This window comes from Polaromonas sp. P3_B4 (genome assembly GCF_056402835.1).
The window spans coordinates 2262656-2280981 of record NZ_JBFUGQ010000001.1 but is presented as its reverse complement, the minus strand read 5'-3'; the positions used below and the strand labels follow the sequence as shown (position 1 = coordinate 2280981).

The window sequence follows — 18326 nt, the reverse complement described above, 5'->3', positions numbered from 1 at the left end:
ATCCCGTCCGAAAAGCTATTTTGCGTAGACGAGATCCCGCAGAGCCAGCGACAGCTGCGGGACGTAAGTGACCACCATCAGGCAAGCCAGGATGACGAGCACAAAGGGGATCAGGTGGGTCACGATGCGGTCCAGCGATATCCTGGCGACGGTGCAGGCCGCGAACAGGTTCACGCCGAAAGGCGGTGTGATCATGCCCAGGGCAAGATTGACCACCATCACCAGCCCGAAGTGCACCGGATCGATGCCGAAATGCACAGCCACTGGCGCCAGGATGGGTGCCAGAACAATGATGGCGGCGCTGGTTTCAATGAACATGCCGATGATGAACAGCGCCGCGTTAACGCCGAGCAGGAAGAGGGCGGGCGATTGCAGCACTGCTTCCAGCCAATGGCCTATGGCGTCCGGCACGCCGGCCCGGGTGATCAGAAAGGCGAACAACCCGGCATTGGCGATGATGAACATGATCACGGCGCTGGAGAGCACCGATTTGCGCAGGATGACGTACAGGTCGGCCGGCTTGATTTCGCGGTAGATCACGGTGCCGACGACCAGCGCATAAAACACCGCCACCGCCGACGCCTCGGTCGGCGTGAAAATCCCGCCGTAAATGCCGCCCAGAATAATCACCGGCATCAGCAGCGCCCAGCTGGCCTGCCAGGTCGCCTTGCCAAAGCTCAGGCGGCCGTCGCCGTCGTGCTTGCCCCAGCCCTTCCAGCGGCAGTACAGGTGCACGAACAGCATCAGCGCGCAGCCGATCAAAAGCCCCGGGCCGAAGCCGGCGATGAAGAGTTCTCCGATCGAGACCTCGGCGCTCACGCCGTAAAGAATCATGGGGATGGATGGCGGAATGATCACGCCCAGTTCTGCGCTGGTGGCCTGCAGGGCTGCGGCGTAGGCGGTGGGGTAGCCGTGCTTGATGAGCGCCGGGATCAGGATGGCGCCTATGGCGAAAGTAGTGGCCACAGAAGAGCCCGACACGGCCGCAAAAATCATGCAGGTCAGCACGCAGGTCATGGGCAGGCCGCCCTGGACGCCGCCCACAATGCTTTTGGCGAACTCGACCAGGCGGCGCGAGATGCCGCCGGTTTCCATCAGGTTGCCGGCCAGGATGAAGAAGGGGATCGCGGCCAGCGGAAACTTGTTGATCGAGGAGAACATCTCCTTGACTGAAATCAGCATGTTGGCGTTGGACGCCTGGATACCGAAGATGGACGCCAGGCCGATGGAAACGGCCACGGAAACGGTGAGTGCAAAGCACAGCACCATGGTGGAAATCATTACCGCGGTCATACTTGGCCCCCACGCTTTTCACTTCGTGTAATGCGCGAGGCCTTGCAGGCCGCGGCTCGCGAGACGCTTCGCCTCTGTCGCCCGTCCAAGCCTGCGCAGGCAGGCTTGGAGCCGCGGGCTCCAGCCCCTCTGGGGCCGCGCCTGCGGCCCGGCAAAGCCGGTTCCGCGGCCCCTGCTTGAAGGTGAAATCCAGTTTTTGTTCTCATTGTGCGGTTTCCAATTCATTCCGCTGTGGGTCGATCAGGTTGCCGATGATGCCGATCACGCAGAACATGCCGCCGACAGGCATGGCCACATAGCCCCAAAACATGGAAATGGATTCAAGGCCGGCCATGGACTGCACACGCCCGCGAAGGGAATAGTCCCAGCCCCACCAGACGATGACTGCGACGAGGAACAGGGCGGCGAGGCAGACCAGCCAGTCCAGCACCCGCCGGATGCGAGGTGGGCTCCAGCGATAGAGCACATCCACGCTGACCATGGCGCCCTGGCGGAAAGCCGTGGGAATTCCCATAAAGACCATCCAGATCAGGCTGAGGCGGATCAGAATTTCACTCCACTCTGCAGGCTGCTCGAAGACAAAACGCGTCAGGATCTGGAACACGCCGAGCCCCGATGCGATGACCAGCATCACGCAGGCCACCAGCATGGAGAAGCCGGTGGTCCACCGTTCAAGTTGGAGAAATACTTGTTTCATGGATGCGCCGATACATGAGGAGAATTGAAAATTTCAATGAAAACGCCCGCAGACCAATGGTGGCGGGCGCAAGTAGCTACAAAAAAAGTAGCAAAATAGCTGCGGTACGGTTTACTTGTAGTTCCTGATCGCGTCGATGTTGGCTTTGCCGAACTGCTTTTCAAATTCGGCGTTGACTGGCGCCAGCGTTGCCACGAACTTCGCCTTGTCGACGTTTTCGATCACGGTCATGCCTTTGCTGCGCAGCTCGGCTACACCGTTGGCATCGTCCTGGTCCACGCGGGCCCGGTTCGCCTTGGTCGCTTCCTTGGCAGCGTCAATGAATGCCGTCTTGTCGCCAGCACTGAGCTTGTCGAAAGCTGCCTTGTTCATGACAAAAATACAGGGTGAATAAACGTGACCGGTCAGTGAAAGGTGCTTTTGCACCTGGTCGAACTTGGCGGACATGATCACAGACAGGGGATTTTCCTGGCCGTCGACCGTGCCTTGCTGCAGCGCCGTGAACACTTCGGGAAAGGCCATGGGCGTGGTGATGATGCCAAGGCCTTTGTAGGCGGCGATGTGCACCGGATTTTCCATGGTGCGCATCTTCAGTCCCTTCAGGTCCTCCGGAACTTTCACATCCCGCTTGCTGTTGGTCATGTGGCGAAAGCCGTTCTCGGCCCAGGCCAGCGCCTTAAAGCCCTTGGCATCGAATTTGGTCAGGAGATTCTGGCCGATGGGGCCGTCCAGCACGGCGCGTGCGTGCGCCTTGTCCCGGAACAGGAAGGGAACGTCGAGGATCTTGGTCTCGGGGACAAAGTTGGGTACGGGGCCGGTGGAGGAGAGGGCCAGCTCCTGGGTGCCCAGCTGCACGGCCTCGATGGATTCGCGTTCGCCGCCCAGGGCTCCGTTGTAGAAGGTCTGGACTCTGTAGCGGCCTGCTGTGCGTTTCTCGACTTCTTTGGCAAAGGTGTCGATGGCAATGCCCTGATGCGAATTCTGGGCCGTGGAAATGCTGATCTTCATGGTGGTCTGTGCATTTGCAGACGCCATGAATCCCGCTGCGAGCGTCATACCGATAATCAGTTTTGAAAGCTTCATGTTGTTTGTCTCCGTTGGGTGATCGGGCCGGGAATCCTGTGGACGACTGGGGCCGGTCCCGCATCAGGATTTTCCGACCATAAGCACACGCATTATTGCCGCGATGCACCAGCGGTTGTGCGCGGGTTTTCGCTTAAGTACGCCGCGATGATGCTTTCAAAATCACTGTCAGGCAGCAGGCCCAGCGACCGCGCGCGTGCTGCGTCGATATTGGCCGGCCAGTTGCCCACGATTCCTGCGATGACGGGGTCGTACACCCAGTCGATCAAATCCGCCACGTTCTTTCCTGCCACCCGTGCCAGGGCTTGCGCCATTTCGCCGACCGTGGTCTTGAGGGCCGGCAGATTGACGGCTGTGCGGGCACCCCATTCGGTGTCGCTGGCTTGCGCAGCGCGAATCAATCCCTCAACCGTACGGCCGGGCGACGCAAGAGCCACCGCCGTTTCGGGCGGCACAGGACACTGCGCCCTGATCCCCGCCAGGGGTTCCCGGATCATGCCGCTGAGAAAGCTCGATGCCGCACCGTTGGGTTTTCCGGGCCGTACGCTCACGGTCATCAGGCGTACGTTGCGCCCGCGTATGAAACCCTTGCGCGCGTAATCAGCCACCAGTTGCTCGCCGATAAATTTCTGGATGCCGTAGCTGTTCTGTGGTGTGGGCAGCGTTCTGTCATCGATGACCGCCGGGAGTGGTTGCTCGGGTGAATTGCCAAACACTGCAAGCGAACTGGCGAATACGACGGTGGGCGATGTATTCAGGGCACGGCACGCCTGCAGCAGCGCACGCGTGGCGTCGACATTGCTGCGCATCCCAAGGTCGAAATCCGCTTCGCATTCACCGCTGACCGCCGCCGCCAGATGGAATATCAGCGTGTCTTTTTCTGTCACCACGAGTGCTTGCGGATGACCGTCTTCCAGCAGCCGGTTCAGATCGCCGGTGATGGTTCGAATGCGGTTGTCCGCGGCCAGCGCGGCCGGGGGCGCCACCCTGTCAACCAGTGTCACTGTCCGGATGGTTTGCGGTGCGCTGCCCGCAAGAGCCAATTGCCCCGCGTCCAGAAGTTGCCGGGCCAGCCTGGCCCCGAGAAATCCGGCGCCACCGGTGATGACGATATTCATGGGTATGTTGTCTCCATTTTTTGTAGGTTACTCGCCTGCATGCCCGCACCGATCCGGTTGCCTGCGGTATGTCAGGCAGTTTAGTTCGAAGGAGGAGTCGTTCCATGCAGCCGACAGATGGTGCCGGTTTGGATGGTGCTTGGAGAAAAAGACATCGTGCAACTCCCGGGGGGCACGGCTCCTGCTCCGACATTCGAGCCGTTCAGGATTCGCCGCGGCGGCACAGTCACTGATTGGGGCGCCAGGACGCCGCCAGTGATGAGCGGCTTGGCGCCAGAATGAAATGGGCCGCTGGCTCGAGCCCCGATCCTTCAGGCTGCTACCACGGGCTTCGGATTGGTTTTCGGCTTGCCCGGCACAGTTCCCAGCAGCCACAGATTCAGGCCTGCGTGCCGGCTGATGAGCAGCGCGGATACGACAGGACCAGCAATCCCGGCGACGAGTCCCAGCGTCATCAGGACATAGGTGTCCGTGATACCCAGTTTCCTGAAGGCGATACGGCTCGCAGCCGTAAAAAAAACATGCAGCAGGTAAATCGCAAATGAGAAGGATCCAATGTAGGCCAGGGGCGCGAAACTCCAGCCACTCCGCAAAAGAAGAAAGGCACTTGAGACACCGAGCGCCAGTGCGGCGACAGAACTTCCCTGCTCGGAAAATTGCGGAAAAAGCATGGCCCCGGTAGCGGCGCAAATAAATACGGCCGCTGCTACAAGCCGGGCCTTTGGCGTTCCGATGTCAAATCGTTTGCAGGCAAGTCCGGCCAGGAAAAAAGGCAGAAGGTAAACAGCGCCGCGGGCGGCGAAATAGTTGGGAGGACTGAAGTAGTCAAACAGTACCGCGCTGAGCGCCCAGGCGACCGCAAATCCGGCCGCAGTAGAAAGTGCGTTGAGGTGTTCCAGCAGCAGAACGACCAGGAAGACAATAAAAAGCGCTTCAAGAAACCAGAAGTGCCCCACGGGCTCAATGTGCAACAGCCACCACTGGTTGACCGATGAGTTGGCGCCTGGCGTGAAGGCCTGCACGACGGCAAAAATAGTTCCCACCGTAATCAGGGGGAGCAGCAGCCGCCGGACCTTGCCTTTAATGAATTCAGCAGCATTGCCTTCATAGGGGCGAAATGCATACACATAGCCTGAGATGAAAGAGAAGAGCGGCATGCGGATATAGGCCAGCCCTTCATTGAACATCTGCAACCAGTGCCCCTCCGGAACCTTCAGGCCCACTGAGGGCGTATCCCCTACTACATGAAACAGAACCAGCAAGATGCAGGCGATGCCTCTTACCGTATCCACTTCCATGCTGCGCTTCATTTTCTTACCGGTCATCAGCCTTGCGTTCCTCTTCTTGTTTCTTTGCTGTCTTGCTCACTGCAACTGCGTGCACAAATTATGTGCGCAGCGTAGCCAATAGCTGCCACGGCTGTGCGCCAAAAGAAAGCAAACTGTTGCAAGCCGTATCGTTTTGCGAAGCAACTGCCATCAAGCGCACAGCTGTTACGTAGTTGCAACCAATACGCGCGGGGTCTGACACCTCAATTGCATGCCTGCCACCCTACACTGAGTCGTCTTGTTCCTACATCAACTGTGCCGTCTTTGGTATTGCGACTTATACCAAGCTAGACGATTCTCAGTGGGCCCCTTCTGCCACGCCTGCACACGCAGGCAGGGGGCAGAACAAAACACAGGAAGTGATATCAAGGCATGAAATCTCACGCTCCGCTTTTTAGCGAAGATCCTGCGCACTATACGGCGCTGATAACGCAGGCTACGGCCATCACCCGGCACGCCGACCTGCTCGAATGGTTGCGCGGTGACGTCCAGTATTCCCTTCCACATGACATCCTGATGGTGGGCTGGGGCGACTTTCAGGAAGGTGCTATCCAGCACGACATTCTTTCTGAATTGCCTGGCGTACGTTCTTATGCAGACGGTACAGACGGCGTGCCCTTTTTGCTTGGCCGGCTTCATGACCACTGGGTGGCGGCCGGTGGGCAGCCCTGCCTCCTCAATTTCAGCCAGTTCGAATATTTGCTCGGCAATGCGAGCTTGCCGGGCTCCTTCACCCGTACCCTGGCGGGGATGCGCTCGGTGCTCGTTCACGCGATGCATGACGAAAGGGCGCACCAGGACTGTCTGTATGCGTTTTTCCGTGCAGATGAGATTCCCAGGGAGTCTGGGCTGAAGGCCATGAGGATGCTGATGCCTGCCATTGATAACGCGCTGCGGCAGATGGCGCTGTTGCCACAGCAGCACCCGCAAGCTGTCGTTACGGTGCGCAACGGAGCCGACGACGCGTCCGGCCTGAGCGAACGTGAAACGCAAATCATGGCCTGGGTCGCCATGGGAAAAACCAATGCCGAGATTGGAACCATCCTCAACATCAGTGGCTATACGGTGAAGAATCACATGCAGCGCATATTCCAGAAGCTCAACGTATTTAACCGGGCCCAGGCTGTCTCCAGGATTACGCGGGTGAGCTTGCATGGATGATGTCAACCCGCTCAATTCAGCCTCGGCATGGCTTAACCGGCGCGAACCCCGCTCCATGGGGTTGGGTCGAAGTCATCTTTTCACCGCAGTGGAGGCCGCGCTGGACCCTCTGGTTCTGGTGTTCTCGCTCTGGGGACTGGCTTTGTTCTTTGAAGGGTCGGTGCGTCCTGCCTATCTAATTTTGTCGGTCATCGTGTTTTCGCTGACGTTTCCCGGTACCTCCCAATTGCGTTTGCCCGTGTGGAAGGTGTTCTCGAAGATTGCATTTCACTGGATATGGATTGCCGGCTTGTTGTTGCTGACGGGTTTTGCCACCGAATATTTCTATAAATTTTCCATGACGGTATTGGTTAACTGGCTATGGGTCGCGCCGGTTGCCCAGGCGGGTGCGCATGTGGCTCTGCGTGCTGCCGCTCCGCAGTTGCTGAAATTGCAGGGGGCGGTTCGGGGTGCTGTCATCGTCGGTATGAACGAGCAAGGCGTTTCTCTGGCCCGGCACATCACAGGCTCGGCGTATTCGGGCATTGATTTGAAGGGTTTTTTCGACGACCGCGGGGAGGACCGCAGGGAGTCACAGGATGACTACCAACTGGTGGGAAAAATTGACGACCTTCCGGCTTACGTCAAGCAGCACCGTATCCAGTTTATTTATCTGTCCTTGCCCATGGCATCGCGGCCGCGCATCCTGCAGGTGCTTGATGGCCTGAAGGACACCACAGCGTCGATTTATTTTGTCCCCGACATGTTCATTACCGACCTGATACAGGGCCGCAGCGATTCGGTCTGCGGGGTCACGGTGATATCTGTCTGTGATACGCCGTTCCGGGGTGTCAGCGGCGTACTGAAGCGGGCCAGCGACGTCGCGCTGTCACTGCTGATCCTGTTCCTGATTTTTCCGGTCATGCTGGTGATCGGGATCATGGTCAAGCTTGACTCTCCCGGGCCGGTTATTTTCAAGCAGCGGCGCTATGGCCTGGACGGTGAGCAGATTCTGGTCTACAAGTTCCGGTCCATGGCTGTTACCGAAGACGGTGGCACGATTCAACAGGCTCGCAAGAATGACATGCGGATCACCCGCCTGGGCGCTTTCCTGCGCAAAACCTCACTCGACGAATTACCGCAATTCATCAACGTATTGCAAGGGCGCATGAGCATCGTCGGGCCGCGCCCGCACGCCGTGGCACACAACGAAATGTATCGCTCTCTCATCAAGGGCTACATGGTTCGCCACAAGGTCAGGCCCGGCATTACCGGCTGGGCTCAGGTGAATGGGCAGCGCGGCGAAACCGACACGCTCGACAAGATGCAGTCGCGTATCGATTGCGACCTGGATTACCTGCGCAACTGGTCGCTGCAGCTCGATTTTTTCATCATTCTGAAAACGATCCGCCTGGTCTTCAAGGACAGTGCGGCTTACTAAAAGCAAAAAAAGGACAGCTGATGCCTCACCGCGACCTCCTTCCCATTCCGCTCTTGTTGCTGAGCCTGATTCCCCTGGCGGTGCGTGCCGATGAGCTTGACACCCTTCAGTTCAAGGCTGGGCAGTCCGTCACGCACGACAGCAATGTCTTCCGGTTGTCCGATACAGCGAATGCCCAGGCATTGATAGGAACCACGGACCGCGCGGACACAGTTTCGGTGACGACAGCAGGTTTTAAGATAAACAAGCCTTTCGGGCTTCAGAGATTTGAGCTCGACGCTGGGGTCGAAGACCATCATTACAGCCGCTTTTCCAATCTTGATTTCACCGCGGTGAACTATGCGGCCGCCTGGCGCTGGAGTTTTACGCCGGCCTTGCATGGCAACCTGACCTCCGATCGGCGGGAATTTGTCGACAACACGGCCGACGTCCAGAATTCAGGTCAACTCAATCGCCGGACCAACCGCTCGACCGTGTTTGATGCGGAATACGAGCTCGATGGTGCGTGGCGGCTGGTTGGCGGACTTTTCGAACGCACCAGCACCAGCAGCCAGCCCTTCACCTTTGAAGGCGACTCACGAATTCGGGGAGCCGAGGGCGGCGTACGCTATGTCTTCCCCTCGAACACTTCCATGGCTTATCGCTATAAGCGGGGCAACGGCGACTATCCGGGCCGGGTGCCGTCGCCAACGTTTGCGGGGAGCTTTACGGATACTGAGCACGAGGTTCGGCTGGACTGGGCGCCGACCGGAAAAACCACCCTGCGGGCACGCTTGTCCCACCTCGACCGCGAGCACGACGGATTGGCTGCGCGGGATTTTTCGGGTTTTACCGGCCAGCTTGATGCGACCTGGAACATCACGGCAAAGACAAGTCTTGCCGGAGGCCTGGTGCGGGAACTGGGCAGCTATCAGACTTCTACAGCCAGCTATTACGAAGGCTATCGCTTCTTTATCGCGCCGACCTGGAAGCCCAGCGAGAAGACGGCAGTTCGCCTGCGCTACGACCACGGCGCACGCGACTTCCGGGGGCCTTTGCCGGGCTTTGCCGCAACGGATCGCCACGACACCAGCAATCTGGTTTCCCTGGCACTTGAGTGGCAGGCGCTGCGTGCCCTCAAGTTGATAGCTTCAGTGCAGCGCGACAGGCGCAAATCCACTGAGCCGGGTTTTGACTACACCAGCAATGCCTTTGGTCTTTCAGCACAAGCGAGCTTTTGATGGAATCCTTCAACCAACCCCGCTTTCAGGCGCCGGCGTGGCCCCAGCCTGCGGCGTCCTTTACAGACATTTTGCTTTCCGAAAAGGCGACAACAAGATGAAATTCATGATTCGTAACTTTCCTCCGGTCTTATTGGCCTTGCTTCTGGCGATGACGGTTCCCGCGTTCGCCCAGCCGGCCGCACCAAGTCAGTCTGCTGCAGTGACGGCTCCGGTTGCGCCTGTTGCACCGGCTGCTGCCGGTGCTGCGGCTGTGCCGACCAACCAGGACTATCGCCTGGGCGCCGGCGATTCCATTGGCGTGCAGGTGTACCAGAGTCCGGATCTCTCGGTCGACGCACGGGTATCTGAAAGCGGCGTGATCAGCTATCCCCTGATTGGCAGCGTTCAGCTGGGTGGCCTGACGATTGGAGAGGCCGAGAAGAAAATTGCAGATGCCTTGCGCACCGGCGGTTTCGTCAAGGTACCGCAGGTCAACATCGTCCTGCGGCAGGTACGGGGCAATCAGGTCGCCGTGCTGGGGCAGGTAAGCCGCCCAGGCCGTTTCCCCCTGGAAACATTCAACACCCGTGTCAGCGACATGCTGGCTGCTGCCGGCGGTGTGACCCCTACGGGTGACGATGTACTGATCCTGACCGGCCAGCGTGAAGGCAAGCCGTTTCGGAAAGTGATTGATATCCCGGCACTCTTTCTGAACGAGAAATCAGATGAAGATATTGTGCTGGCGGGCGGAGACACGCTGTATGTCAACAAGGCGCCGATGTTTTATATCTACGGCGAGGCACAGCGCCCCGGACCGTATCGCATTGAGCGGGGCATGACCGTGATGCAAGCGCTTGCCCAGGGCGGCGGACCCACGGTGCGCGGCAGCGAAAACCGGCTGCGCCTGCATCGCCGCGACGCGGCGGGGAAGGTCGTGGAAACAACCCCCCGGCTCACCGACCCCGTTCGCGCCGAGGATGTGATCTATGTTCGTGAAAGCCTCTTTTAAATCATGACACTCCATCAATTCCTGCTGATCCTGCGGGCCCGTTATCGGGTTGTTGTGCTCGTCATGCTGGTGGCCATATTGGCCGCGCTGGCCGTCAGCCTCGCGCTTCCCCGCAAGTACACCGCCCAGGCCGCCGTACTGGTTGACGTGCGCTCACCTGATCCGGTTGCCGGCGGCGCGGCCTTGCCCGGCCTGGTCGCACCCAGCTATATGGCGACCCAGGTGGACATCATCGGTGGTGACCGTGTGGCCCAGCGCGTGGTGAAAATGCTCAAGCTGGATGAAGACCCACGCACCAAAGCCCGTTGGCTTGAGGCCACCGACGGACGCGGGTCGCTTGAGAGCTGGCTGGCCGAGTCCCTGCAGAAGGGCCTGGATGTGCGGCCCGCGCGCGAAAGCAACGTGATCAACATCACCTACAAGGGCAGCGATCCGGATGTCGCCGCCACTACGGCCAATACTTTTGCCCAGGCCTATCTCGATACCAACCTGTCGCTAAAGACGGAACCTGCCAAGATCTACGCCGAATGGTTTGATGACCAGACCAAGGCATCTCGCGCGAAGCTCGAAGAGGCCCAGGCGCGCCTGTCGGAGTACCAGCAGAAGGCCGGTATTGTCAGCAGCGACGAGCGTGTGGACTACGAGACCGCGAAGCTTGGGGAAATTTCCTCCCAGCTGACGACTGTGCAGGGCGAGACTACCGACAGCCAGAGCAAACGCAGCTCCCGTGGAGATACCGTCGCTGAAGTCATGCAGAGTCCGCTGATCAATGGCCTGAAGGCCGATCTTTCGCGGCTGGAGGCCAAGGTACAGGAAATCAGCGTGCGCCTCGGGGCTAACCACCCTGAGCGGCAACGCGCTGAATCCGAACTGGCCGCCGTGAAAAGCCGGCTGGCAACCGAGACAGCGCGCATCACGGCGTCTATCGAAACAACCTACCGTGTGGGCAAAGACCGGGAGCGTGAACTGCAGGCCGCGGTGGGCGCACAGAAAGCGCGTGTCCTCGAACTGAACAAGCAGCGGGATGAGCTTAATGTGTATCGCCGTGATGTGGAGTCAGCGCAACGTGCTTTTGAGGCCGTCAGCCAAAGTGCATCGCAGACACGCCTCCAGAGCCTGAGCAATCAGACCAATGTTGTGCGGCTGAACATGGCAACGCCTCCCGTCAATCCTTCGAGCCCGAAACTGTTGGTGAATCTGCTGGTCGCTGCTTTTGGCGGGACTTTGTTCGGCATTGCATGCGGATTGCTGCTGGAACTGGCCAACCGCCGGGTACGCTCTGCCGAAGACCTGGTGCAGATATTGGGCCTGCCTGTGCTGGCAAGCATTTCTTCGGATGGAGGAAGCGGCAGGCTTCCCGGTTCGCGTCGCCTGATGCTAGGCAATGGAGGGACAGCATGAATAGAAACAACGCTCCGACGATACGATCGGTTCCCCTGACAGTTCCCAGCAAACCGGCCACGGGTGCCGGCCGCTCCATGGGGACAATCCTGGTGGACGCAGGTCGGCTGTCGCCGCCGGATGCCGAACGTATTCTCCATTTTCAGCGGGACCGTGGCTTGCGCTTTGGCGATTCCGGCAAAGCCTTGGGCCTGTTGAATGACGACGATGTGCGTTTTGCCCTCTCGGTCCAGTTTGATTACCCCTACCTTGCCAATGAAACCAAGCTCAGCCGGGAGCTTGTGGCGGCTTACCAGCCGGGTAGCCAGCCGGTTGAACAGTTGCGTGCGCTGCGCAGCCAGTTGATGCTGCGCTGGTTTGACACCGGGGCCGAGCGCCGGGGATTGGCGATTGTCAGCGCCGGAGCGAAAGAAGGACGCAGCTATATCGCGGCTAACCTGGCTATCGTGTTTTCACAGCTGGGGGAACGTACTTTGCTGGTCGACGCGGACATGCGGACGCCACGGCAGCACCAGCTTTTTAACCTTGGGGCGACTGCGGGCCTGTCTGACATGCTCGCTGGCCGCGCCGGGCCGGAAGCGGTCATCAGCATACCGGCCCTGCAGGATCTGTCGGTGCTGCCTGCGGGGGTCATTCCGCCTAATCCACAGGAGCTGCTCGGGCGGCAGGAGTTTTCCAAACTGTTGCAATCATTGGGCGAAGACTTTGACGTCATCATCATCGATACACCGCCGGCCAGCGAATGCGCCGATGCGCATACGGTGGCCGTACGCGCAGGAGCTGCTCTGGTTGTGGCGAGGCAGAACATGAGTTCCATGCCGCAAATGACCCGCTTCACCCACAGCCTGCGGGAGTTCGGGGTGGCTTTGGTAGGCTCCGTGCTTAACGATGCTTGAAGAATCGGCCAGCCCCCAGCCTGTAGGCGGCCTCATGTGCGGCGGCTCCCAGAAGCCCGCCTGCGGCGTCTGCTGCCAGGTCAGACCAGCTGGCTGTCCGGCCCGGCAGGAAAGCCTGATGCAACTCATCCATGGCACCTACCATGATGGCGCTGGCTACGCAGCAAAGCGCCATGCGCCAGCCGCGCGTGCCGCTTGCAATACCGGCAGCCACGCCCACCATGCCAAAGACAAGCAGATGCGCCAGTTTGTCCCAAGGCGAAGGGAACAGCCCAACGGCAACGGGCTGTGCGCCAAGAATGTAAAGCGCTGTGGCCGTCAGGACGACGGTAATGCCCGCCAGGATGCGAAGGGTACGCAGGGGACTGCCGGTGGTTACGGTGTTCAACATGACCACGATTTTGTCATGCCGCAGGCTGAATGGGTGAGGCCGTGCTGAGTTCTTCCTTTGACGGCCCCGCTGACTGGCGCCAGCGCTGGTCGCTGCTGGTGGAAAAGATTGAGCGGGTGCAAAGCCCTGTCGACAGCCAGGTGCTGCTGGCATCCCTTAGCCATCCTGCCAGGCCGCTGGTACTGGCTTTTGCCAATGCTCATGCGATGAATTCCATGGTGGCATCGGTTCCTTTTTTTGAGGCAATGCGGTCGGCCGACCTGGTGCTCAGGGACGGCTCCGGCATGGCAACGCTGTTTAAATTGCTACGGATGCAGCCCGGTCTCAATCTCAATGGGACGGACTTCATTCCGCAATTGATCCGGGCGTTTGACGGCCGCCGCATTGCGTTGTTCGGGACACGTGATCCCTATCTGGCCAAGGGCCGGCTGCGTGTGCAGCAAGAACTGGCTCCCCACAGCCAGCTCATTGCCGCCGATGGTTTCCTGGATGTAGAGGCATACGCGCTGCTGGCAGTTCAGCATCAACCGGCGCTGATCGTGCTCGGCATGGGTATGCCCCGGCAGGAGGAAGTGGCGGCCAGGCTGCGCGCTTTGCTGGATTTCCCCTGCCTTATCGTTTGCGGCGGAGCCATCATTGACTTTCTGGGTGGAAAAACACCGCGCGCACCGATGTGGATGCAAAGGGCCGGTCTGGAGTGGTTGTTTCGCCTGGCGCTGGAGCCGCGCCGGTTGTTTCAGCGCTACGTGATAGGCAATCCGCTATTCTTAACGCGGGCCTTGCGCCTGGCCTCGCTGAACCGACGCTGATGCGGCATTCACTGCGAGCGATTGACGTTGCGGCCGCAAGTGCTGGCTTTCTTCGTCTACGGCTACCGGTGCGTAACGGTTGTCTACATCCGGTGTGCAGTTGGCTTTAACAATCTGACCGGGGTTGCCCATCACTACGCTGTAGGGGGGAACGTTCTCAAAGACATACGCTCCGCCGGCAATCCTGCTGCCTTTCCCCACGGTCACACCGCCCACCACAATCGCGTGCGGACCGATCCACACATCGTCTTCAATGACCGGGTAAACGGTGTTCCGCCGGCCCTCACTGTCAATGTAATCCCGCTGCCCGATCGTTACGCCATGAAACAGCGTGACGTTGCTGCCGATACGTGCGTTCGCATTGACGACGATGCCGCGGCCATGGGTGAGTGCAAGCCCGGGCGCAATGGCGGTTCGCCAGGGTATTTCGATTCCTGCCAGCTGGCTCGTCAGGCGGTACAGCAGTTTTGCGGGAATCATCGCGAGCCAGCGCCATGCAGGCGGAAGTTGCTGGGCTGTCTGGCAAAGACGCAAGGTGACCACCACACGAAATGCCGGATCCAGAAGGGCGCCTTTCAATGCCAGATGCCTGTCGGATCGTCCAAATTTCCGGTGAATATCGGCTTTCAGGGAAGGCATGCTATTTTTTCCATGGTTTGGCTGCTGGTTGATGCCCCGGTACAGAACCACCGGGCCGAGTCATGCACGCCGGTGCGATAAGGTGTCCACGCCAATCCCAATTGTTCCGTTGCTGCCTGCGAGTCGAGTTGAATGTGCTGTGACCACAGACGGAGTAATCCCGGTGGCAACGCATCGGGTAGCCGCCAGCCGGTGATGCCAAGCAATTTCAAAGCCCGCTCAGCTGCCTTGAGTGGCGGGCCACCTACCCAGGAGTCCACGCTCAGCTGGCGCCCGCCGATGCGTTTCACCGGCGTTGCCCTGATTTCGATAGCCAGGTCGACAAAGTAGTCGTTCCAGCGAGGACTGTCCGGCGCAGCCAGATTGAAAGCCGGCAACTCGCCTGGAGCCACCGGCAGCTGCAGTGCAACCAGCAGAGCCTGGCAAACGTCGTCCACGTGGACAAGATTGGACCAACCATCGCCTGCGATGCCAAGGTCGCCAAGACGCCCGGACTGAAGCCATCGGCCGATGCGTCCGACCCAGAGTTCACTGCCAGGACCAAAAACACAGCCTGGCCGCAGCATCACGGCTGTACCGCCGCGACGAGCAAATTCCTCCAGACTGGTTTCCGCTTCGCACTTGGCACGGCCGTACCAACCCAGGCTGGGATCACGTGGCGCACCCTCACGGATAAGGCCTTCTGCAGGGCCATAAATCGACATGGTGCTCAAATGAACAATGCGCGGACAGTTTGCCTTGAGCGCGGCGTCGACCAGGACGTGCATGCCTTCAGAAATCGACGCTGCATCGCCCGCCACGCAGTTAACAACCGCATCGAAGTTTTTTAGTGCCACCGCAAGTTGCCCGGCGTCTCGGGTATCTAGTTCCAGCCATTCGGCCCGCAACTTTTCCGTGCCGTTCGAAAGATTCTTCTGTCTGGACGCGCCCGTGGGGATCGCCCACGAAGTGCTGTGCAGCATTTCCAGCAGGCGCCTGCCGATGTGGCCTGACCCTCCCAATACCAGTACCTTCATGCGGCCTCCTTCAACTGGATCGGTGCCCGCTCTGCACGCAAGCGATGCGACAGCGTGTCGCCCAGCCGGAGCGACATGGCAATCAGGGTCAAAGTCGGATTGGCCTGGCTTGACGTAGGGAAAACGGCGCTTCCGGCTACAAACAGGTTGTGCACCGAGTGAACCTGGCAGTCGGCATTGACCACGCTGGTGCGCACGTCATTGCCCATTCGTGCGGTGCCGATGTGGTGTCCCCCGTAGGCACCGAAGCGCACGAGGTCGTCCTCAAGGGTCTGGCGGTTGTAGTCGAAGTGGGCCTTTCCGCTGCGCGCGAATTCTTCAGCCATCACGTCCAGGGTTTTGCGGACGGAGTCGATATCAGCCTGGCTGTAGCGCCAATCCACCTTCAGGCGAGGCATGCCCAGCGCATCGACAGCGCCGGCAAGTGTGACGCGGCTGTGGGCCTGGGGTATTTGCTCACCATGAACTTCAAGGCTGAAGCGGTTGGTGCGGTTGCGCAGAATCACTGACGGGAATTTGCGTTCAGCGAAGGAGCGCCTGGCCAACCAATGGGCCAGGAAAGCCGTGGTGTCCAGAGGGTCGGCCACCACATTGAGGAGATGGCGGGCGTAAGTCCCTGCCGTGGGGGCATGGCCATCGTTGAGCCGCTTTCCGTATTCGTAGCTGATCAGCTTGCGGGCCAGGAACAGCCCCGACAACACCCCGTTGCGATGCACCGGATCGGTGATGCGCGGGAAATGCAGGCGGGCGACTGCGTTGGCAAGGCCCAGGCGCCTTTGCTCGTGGGCGGCCACAGACAGCCTGCGCCTGCAATAGATGCCTTCCGGGGAAATTTCATAGCCGTGCCGCACATTGCTGACGGGCCCATGAACGGTCAGGGTGCCGACATTCCCGGCGATGTGGCACATGTAGTAGCGTCCCACCACATCATGCTGGTTGCCGACGCCTTGCGGAACGACATCCCGCGACGCCAGTAACAAACGCGCCGTTTCGAGCCCGCCCATGGCCAGTACCGTGGTATTCGGAGTCACCCAAAAGTGTGTTCCTGCCAGGGTGCGTACCTCGAGTTCCCGGATGGCCCTTCCGTCGGCGTGCAGCCGCACTGCGGTGCAGTTGGCTCCCAGCAGCACCTGGATATTGGGCGCCAGCTCAAGCCGCCGTGCATAGCGATTGCCGAAATGCGTGGGACAGGAAAACCGCTCCAGCCCATTGGTCAGCACGCGCGAACTGTCGAACCCTGCAATCATCGGACCGATTTCCGGCTCCAGGGCTTCACCCGCGTCATAAATGAACCGCCCGGCTTCCGCGAGGGCATTGGCACGCGGGTAGTAGGGCAGCAGGTCTTCGTAAGACAGTGGCCAACCGCTGTGCGGAATGTAGCTGCGGGTCTCGAAGTCAATGGGATCGAAGGGCATGCAGCGTCCGCCCCAGATCGCGGTGGATCCCCCCAGGCGCCGCTGGCGATATTTGCCGGGTGGGCTGTGCAGCCGCTCATCCGCGACTTCTCCCTCGCAGAGCGACTGGGTGGGAGCGTGCGCCTGCAGCTGCCCCGACTCCAGCAGAAGCACGGAATGCCCTTGCTCCGACAAGGTGAGCGCCAATGCAATGCCCGCAGGGCCGCCACCCACTACGCAGACGTCCGCCTGAAGGCGGCTGCCGGCCTGAATGTCATTGGCCTGCGTGATCATAGGTGGGTGTCCGGGACAGATTTGGCGGTGGTGCGCAGCGGTTGGGCTGCTACGCCGAAATTGCGCTGGTGGATGCGCGCAACGCTGGCAAAGAAACGGGCAAGGGAAAAGTTCTGTTCGTAAAGTGCCCGGCCGTTGCGCTCCAGTGAAGTCCTCAGCGCAGGCTCGTTCAGCACCCGCTGCAGGCCCCTGGCAATACCGGCTGCGTCGCCAGCCTGCACAAAGCACGCATTGACCCCATCGGTCAACACGGAAGGTATTTCGCCTACCGGGCTGCAGACCACCGCAACGCCGTTGGCCATGGCCTCCAGGATGACCAGTGGCAGGCCCTCGTCGTAAGAAGGCAATACCAGGACATCGGCGCGAGCCATCAGGCGTGCGACCTGCTGCTGGTCGGACCAGCCGGCAAAATCAAGCAGTGCTTCGATGCCCAGTTGCTTTGCCTTTATCCGGTAGGCTTCGATATCGCCGCCGCCGGCCAGAATCACTTCGGTTCGTGAGGCATCAAATCCCGGGAGCGCCAGCGCCTGCAAAAGATCCGATACCCCCTTGCGCTCCGACAGGTTTCCCAAAAAGAGCACGCGCTGCACGATTTGTTCCGAGGCTATGCGCCGTGCATGGGTAGGTTCGGGAACACCGTTGATAACGATCTCCACGCGATTGGCCGGCACGCCGAGTTCTTCGACCACAAAACGCCGTGCGGATGATCCCAGCACCACACAACTGGCCGGCAGCGAAAATACCCAGCGCGTCAGCATCTGCAGCGGACGGGGCAACGACCGGTAGAAATGATGCAGCTGCGCAGCGTGCAAATGAAGCACCACCGGAATACCGAGGGCGCGGCAGACAATGATGATCACGCTCTTGCGAAAGAGGCTCAACCGCTCGGCCATGTTCACATGGACACCCGCCAGCCGGCCGTTGAGTTTTCCGCGCACTATTCTGGCCATGGCAGTTGCCAGCACCCAAAGTGAATACAGCGCGTTGGCGCCGCCGCGGGTGTCAAGCGGACGGAGTTCCGCCGCATCGGCAGGGGCGGAAAACGCCTGGGCCTGAATCAGGTAGTCCGCGACCTTGAACATGCCGCCGCCTTTGGGCGTCCAGGGACACGCAAGGTAGATATAGCGCCCTTCGCGTTCTCGTGCGGCCGAATGCGGCAGCGATTCACTTCTCAT

General features: G+C 59.9%; 17 protein-coding genes. 7 read left to right on the top strand and 10 right to left on the bottom strand.

Annotated elements, in window-relative coordinates; translation table 11 throughout:
• Positions 1–15 precede the first annotated feature (15 nt).
• From AC1DVV_RS10800 to AC1DVV_RS10780, 5 genes are all read right to left on the bottom strand, one after another.
• The gene (locus tag AC1DVV_RS10800; protein ID WP_477665658.1) at positions 16–1293 is read right to left on the bottom strand and encodes a TRAP transporter large permease; all 1278 of its coding nucleotides are present in this window, start codon (positions 1291–1293) and stop codon (positions 16–18) included.
• 202 nt (positions 1294–1495) lie between these two features.
• On the bottom strand, positions 1496–1990 hold the full coding sequence (locus tag AC1DVV_RS10795) for a TRAP transporter small permease (protein WP_477665659.1): 495 nt from the start codon (positions 1988–1990) through the stop codon (positions 1496–1498).
• A 111-nt stretch (positions 1991–2101) separates the two neighbouring features.
• Positions 2102–3073: a TRAP transporter substrate-binding protein gene (locus tag AC1DVV_RS10790; RefSeq protein ID WP_457280140.1), complete on the bottom strand. Its 972-nt coding sequence runs from the start codon at positions 3071–3073 to the stop codon at positions 2102–2104.
• Positions 3074–3165: 92 nt separating this feature from the next.
• Entirely contained in the window at positions 3166–4191 is a 1026-nt protein-coding gene (gene denD / locus AC1DVV_RS10785; RefSeq protein ID WP_477665660.1) for a D-erythronate dehydrogenase, read from the bottom strand.
• 311 nt (positions 4192–4502) lie between these two features.
• Positions 4503–5516 (bottom strand): acyltransferase family protein, encoded by a 1014-nt coding sequence (locus tag AC1DVV_RS10780; RefSeq protein ID WP_457280142.1) that lies wholly within the window; start codon positions 5514–5516, stop codon positions 4503–4505.
• Between the two features lie 375 nt (positions 5517–5891).
• Here AC1DVV_RS10780 and epsA point away from each other — a divergent pair, with 375 nt between their 5' ends.
• The 6 genes from epsA (at position 5892) to epsG (ending at position 12608) form a co-directional block, all read left to right on the top strand.
• Positions 5892–6680: an XrtB/PEP-CTERM-associated transcriptional regulator EpsA gene (gene epsA, locus AC1DVV_RS10775; RefSeq protein ID WP_477665661.1), complete on the top strand. Its 789-nt coding sequence runs from the start codon at positions 5892–5894 to the stop codon at positions 6678–6680.
• Positions 6673–8100, top strand: coding sequence for an undecaprenyl-phosphate glucose phosphotransferase (locus AC1DVV_RS10770; protein ID WP_457280144.1), 1428 nt, complete (start codon positions 6673–6675; stop codon positions 8098–8100). The genes epsA and AC1DVV_RS10770 overlap by 8 nt, the downstream gene beginning before the upstream one ends.
• 20 nt (positions 8101–8120) lie before the next feature.
• Positions 8121–9320: an XrtB/PEP-CTERM-associated polysaccharide biosynthesis outer membrane protein EpsL gene (epsL, locus tag AC1DVV_RS10765; protein ID WP_457280145.1), complete on the top strand. Its 1200-nt coding sequence runs from the start codon at positions 8121–8123 to the stop codon at positions 9318–9320.
• Between the two features lie 106 nt (positions 9321–9426).
• Entirely contained in the window at positions 9427–10311 is an 885-nt protein-coding gene (epsE, locus tag AC1DVV_RS10760) for a polysaccharide export protein EpsE (RefSeq protein WP_457280962.1), read from the top strand.
• Positions 10312–10314: 3 nt separating this feature from the next.
• Entirely contained in the window at positions 10315–11712 is a 1398-nt protein-coding gene (epsF, locus tag AC1DVV_RS10755) for a chain length determinant protein EpsF (RefSeq protein WP_457280146.1), read from the top strand.
• Positions 11709–12608 (top strand): chain length determinant protein tyrosine kinase EpsG, encoded by a 900-nt coding sequence (gene epsG / locus AC1DVV_RS10750; RefSeq protein WP_457280147.1) that lies wholly within the window; start codon positions 11709–11711, stop codon positions 12606–12608. Before epsF ends, epsG begins: the two co-directional genes overlap by 4 nt.
• Here epsG and AC1DVV_RS10745 read toward each other — a convergent pair.
• Complete coding sequence (locus tag AC1DVV_RS10745; protein WP_457280148.1) at positions 12595–12999, bottom strand: VanZ family protein; 405 nt, start codon at positions 12997–12999, stop codon at positions 12595–12597. The two genes, epsG and AC1DVV_RS10745, sit on opposite strands and share 14 nt — an antisense overlap.
• Before the next feature lie 41 nt (positions 13000–13040).
• On the opposite strand from AC1DVV_RS10745, the gene AC1DVV_RS10740 reads away from it, so the two are divergent.
• Positions 13041–13808, top strand: coding sequence for a WecB/TagA/CpsF family glycosyltransferase (locus AC1DVV_RS10740; protein ID WP_457280149.1), 768 nt, complete (start codon positions 13041–13043; stop codon positions 13806–13808).
• On the opposite strand, the gene AC1DVV_RS10735 is transcribed toward AC1DVV_RS10740, so the two are convergent.
• The 4 genes from AC1DVV_RS10735 to AC1DVV_RS10720 are packed head-to-tail and all read right to left on the bottom strand — an operon-like array spanning position 13767 to position 18326.
• Positions 13767–14447 carry a serine acetyltransferase gene (locus AC1DVV_RS10735; RefSeq protein ID WP_457280150.1) on the bottom strand — a complete coding sequence of 227 codons (681 nt, stop codon included), beginning with the start codon at positions 14445–14447 and terminating at the stop codon, positions 13767–13769. The two genes, AC1DVV_RS10740 and AC1DVV_RS10735, sit on opposite strands and share 42 nt — an antisense overlap.
• On the bottom strand, positions 14435–15463 hold the full coding sequence (locus AC1DVV_RS10730) for an NAD-dependent epimerase/dehydratase family protein (RefSeq protein WP_457280151.1): 1029 nt from the start codon (positions 15461–15463) through the stop codon (positions 14435–14437). The genes AC1DVV_RS10735 and AC1DVV_RS10730 overlap by 13 nt, the downstream gene beginning before the upstream one ends.
• Positions 15460–17151 carry an FAD-dependent oxidoreductase gene (locus AC1DVV_RS10725; RefSeq protein WP_457280152.1) on the bottom strand — a complete coding sequence of 564 codons (1692 nt, stop codon included), beginning with the start codon at positions 17149–17151 and terminating at the stop codon, positions 15460–15462. Before AC1DVV_RS10725 ends, AC1DVV_RS10730 begins: the two co-directional genes overlap by 4 nt.
• The gene (locus tag AC1DVV_RS10720; RefSeq protein WP_457280153.1) at positions 17148–18326 is read right to left on the bottom strand and encodes a glycosyltransferase family 4 protein; all 1179 of its coding nucleotides are present in this window, start codon (positions 18324–18326) and stop codon (positions 17148–17150) included. Before AC1DVV_RS10720 ends, AC1DVV_RS10725 begins: the two co-directional genes overlap by 4 nt.

Coding starts and splice junctions, on each gene's coding strand:
- AC1DVV_RS10790 (WP_457280140.1), bottom strand. CDS start 3,073: ATGAAGCTTTCAAAACTGATTATCGGTATGACGCTCGCAGCGGGATTC.
- AC1DVV_RS10795 (WP_477665659.1), bottom strand. CDS start 1,990: ATGAAACAAGTATTTCTCCAACTTGAACGGTGGACCACCGGCTTCTCC.
- AC1DVV_RS10770 (WP_457280144.1), top strand. CDS start 6,673: ATGGATGATGTCAACCCGCTCAATTCAGCCTCGGCATGGCTTAACCGG.
- denD (WP_477665660.1), bottom strand. CDS start 4,191: ATGAATATCGTCATCACCGGTGGCGCCGGATTTCTCGGGGCCAGGCTG.
- AC1DVV_RS10745 (WP_457280148.1), bottom strand. CDS start 12,999: ATGTTGAACACCGTAACCACCGGCAGTCCCCTGCGTACCCTTCGCATC.
- epsE (WP_457280962.1), top strand. CDS start 9,427: ATGATTCGTAACTTTCCTCCGGTCTTATTGGCCTTGCTTCTGGCGATG.
- epsL (WP_457280145.1), top strand. CDS start 8,121: ATGCCTCACCGCGACCTCCTTCCCATTCCGCTCTTGTTGCTGAGCCTG.
- epsF (WP_457280146.1), top strand. CDS start 10,315: ATGACACTCCATCAATTCCTGCTGATCCTGCGGGCCCGTTATCGGGTT.
- epsA (WP_477665661.1), top strand. CDS start 5,892: ATGAAATCTCACGCTCCGCTTTTTAGCGAAGATCCTGCGCACTATACG.
- AC1DVV_RS10730 (WP_457280151.1), bottom strand. CDS start 15,463: ATGAAGGTACTGGTATTGGGAGGGTCAGGCCACATCGGCAGGCGCCTG.
- AC1DVV_RS10735 (WP_457280150.1), bottom strand. CDS start 14,447: ATGCCTTCCCTGAAAGCCGATATTCACCGGAAATTTGGACGATCCGAC.
- AC1DVV_RS10800 (WP_477665658.1), bottom strand. CDS start 1,293: ATGACCGCGGTAATGATTTCCACCATGGTGCTGTGCTTTGCACTCACC.
- epsG (WP_457280147.1), top strand. CDS start 11,709: ATGAATAGAAACAACGCTCCGACGATACGATCGGTTCCCCTGACAGTT.
- AC1DVV_RS10720 (WP_457280153.1), bottom strand. CDS start 18,326: ATGAGAAGTGAATCGCTGCCGCATTCGGCCGCACGAGAACGCGAAGGG.
- AC1DVV_RS10725 (WP_457280152.1), bottom strand. CDS start 17,151: ATGATCACGCAGGCCAATGACATTCAGGCCGGCAGCCGCCTTCAGGCG.
- AC1DVV_RS10780 (WP_457280142.1), bottom strand. CDS start 5,516: ATGACCGGTAAGAAAATGAAGCGCAGCATGGAAGTGGATACGGTAAGA.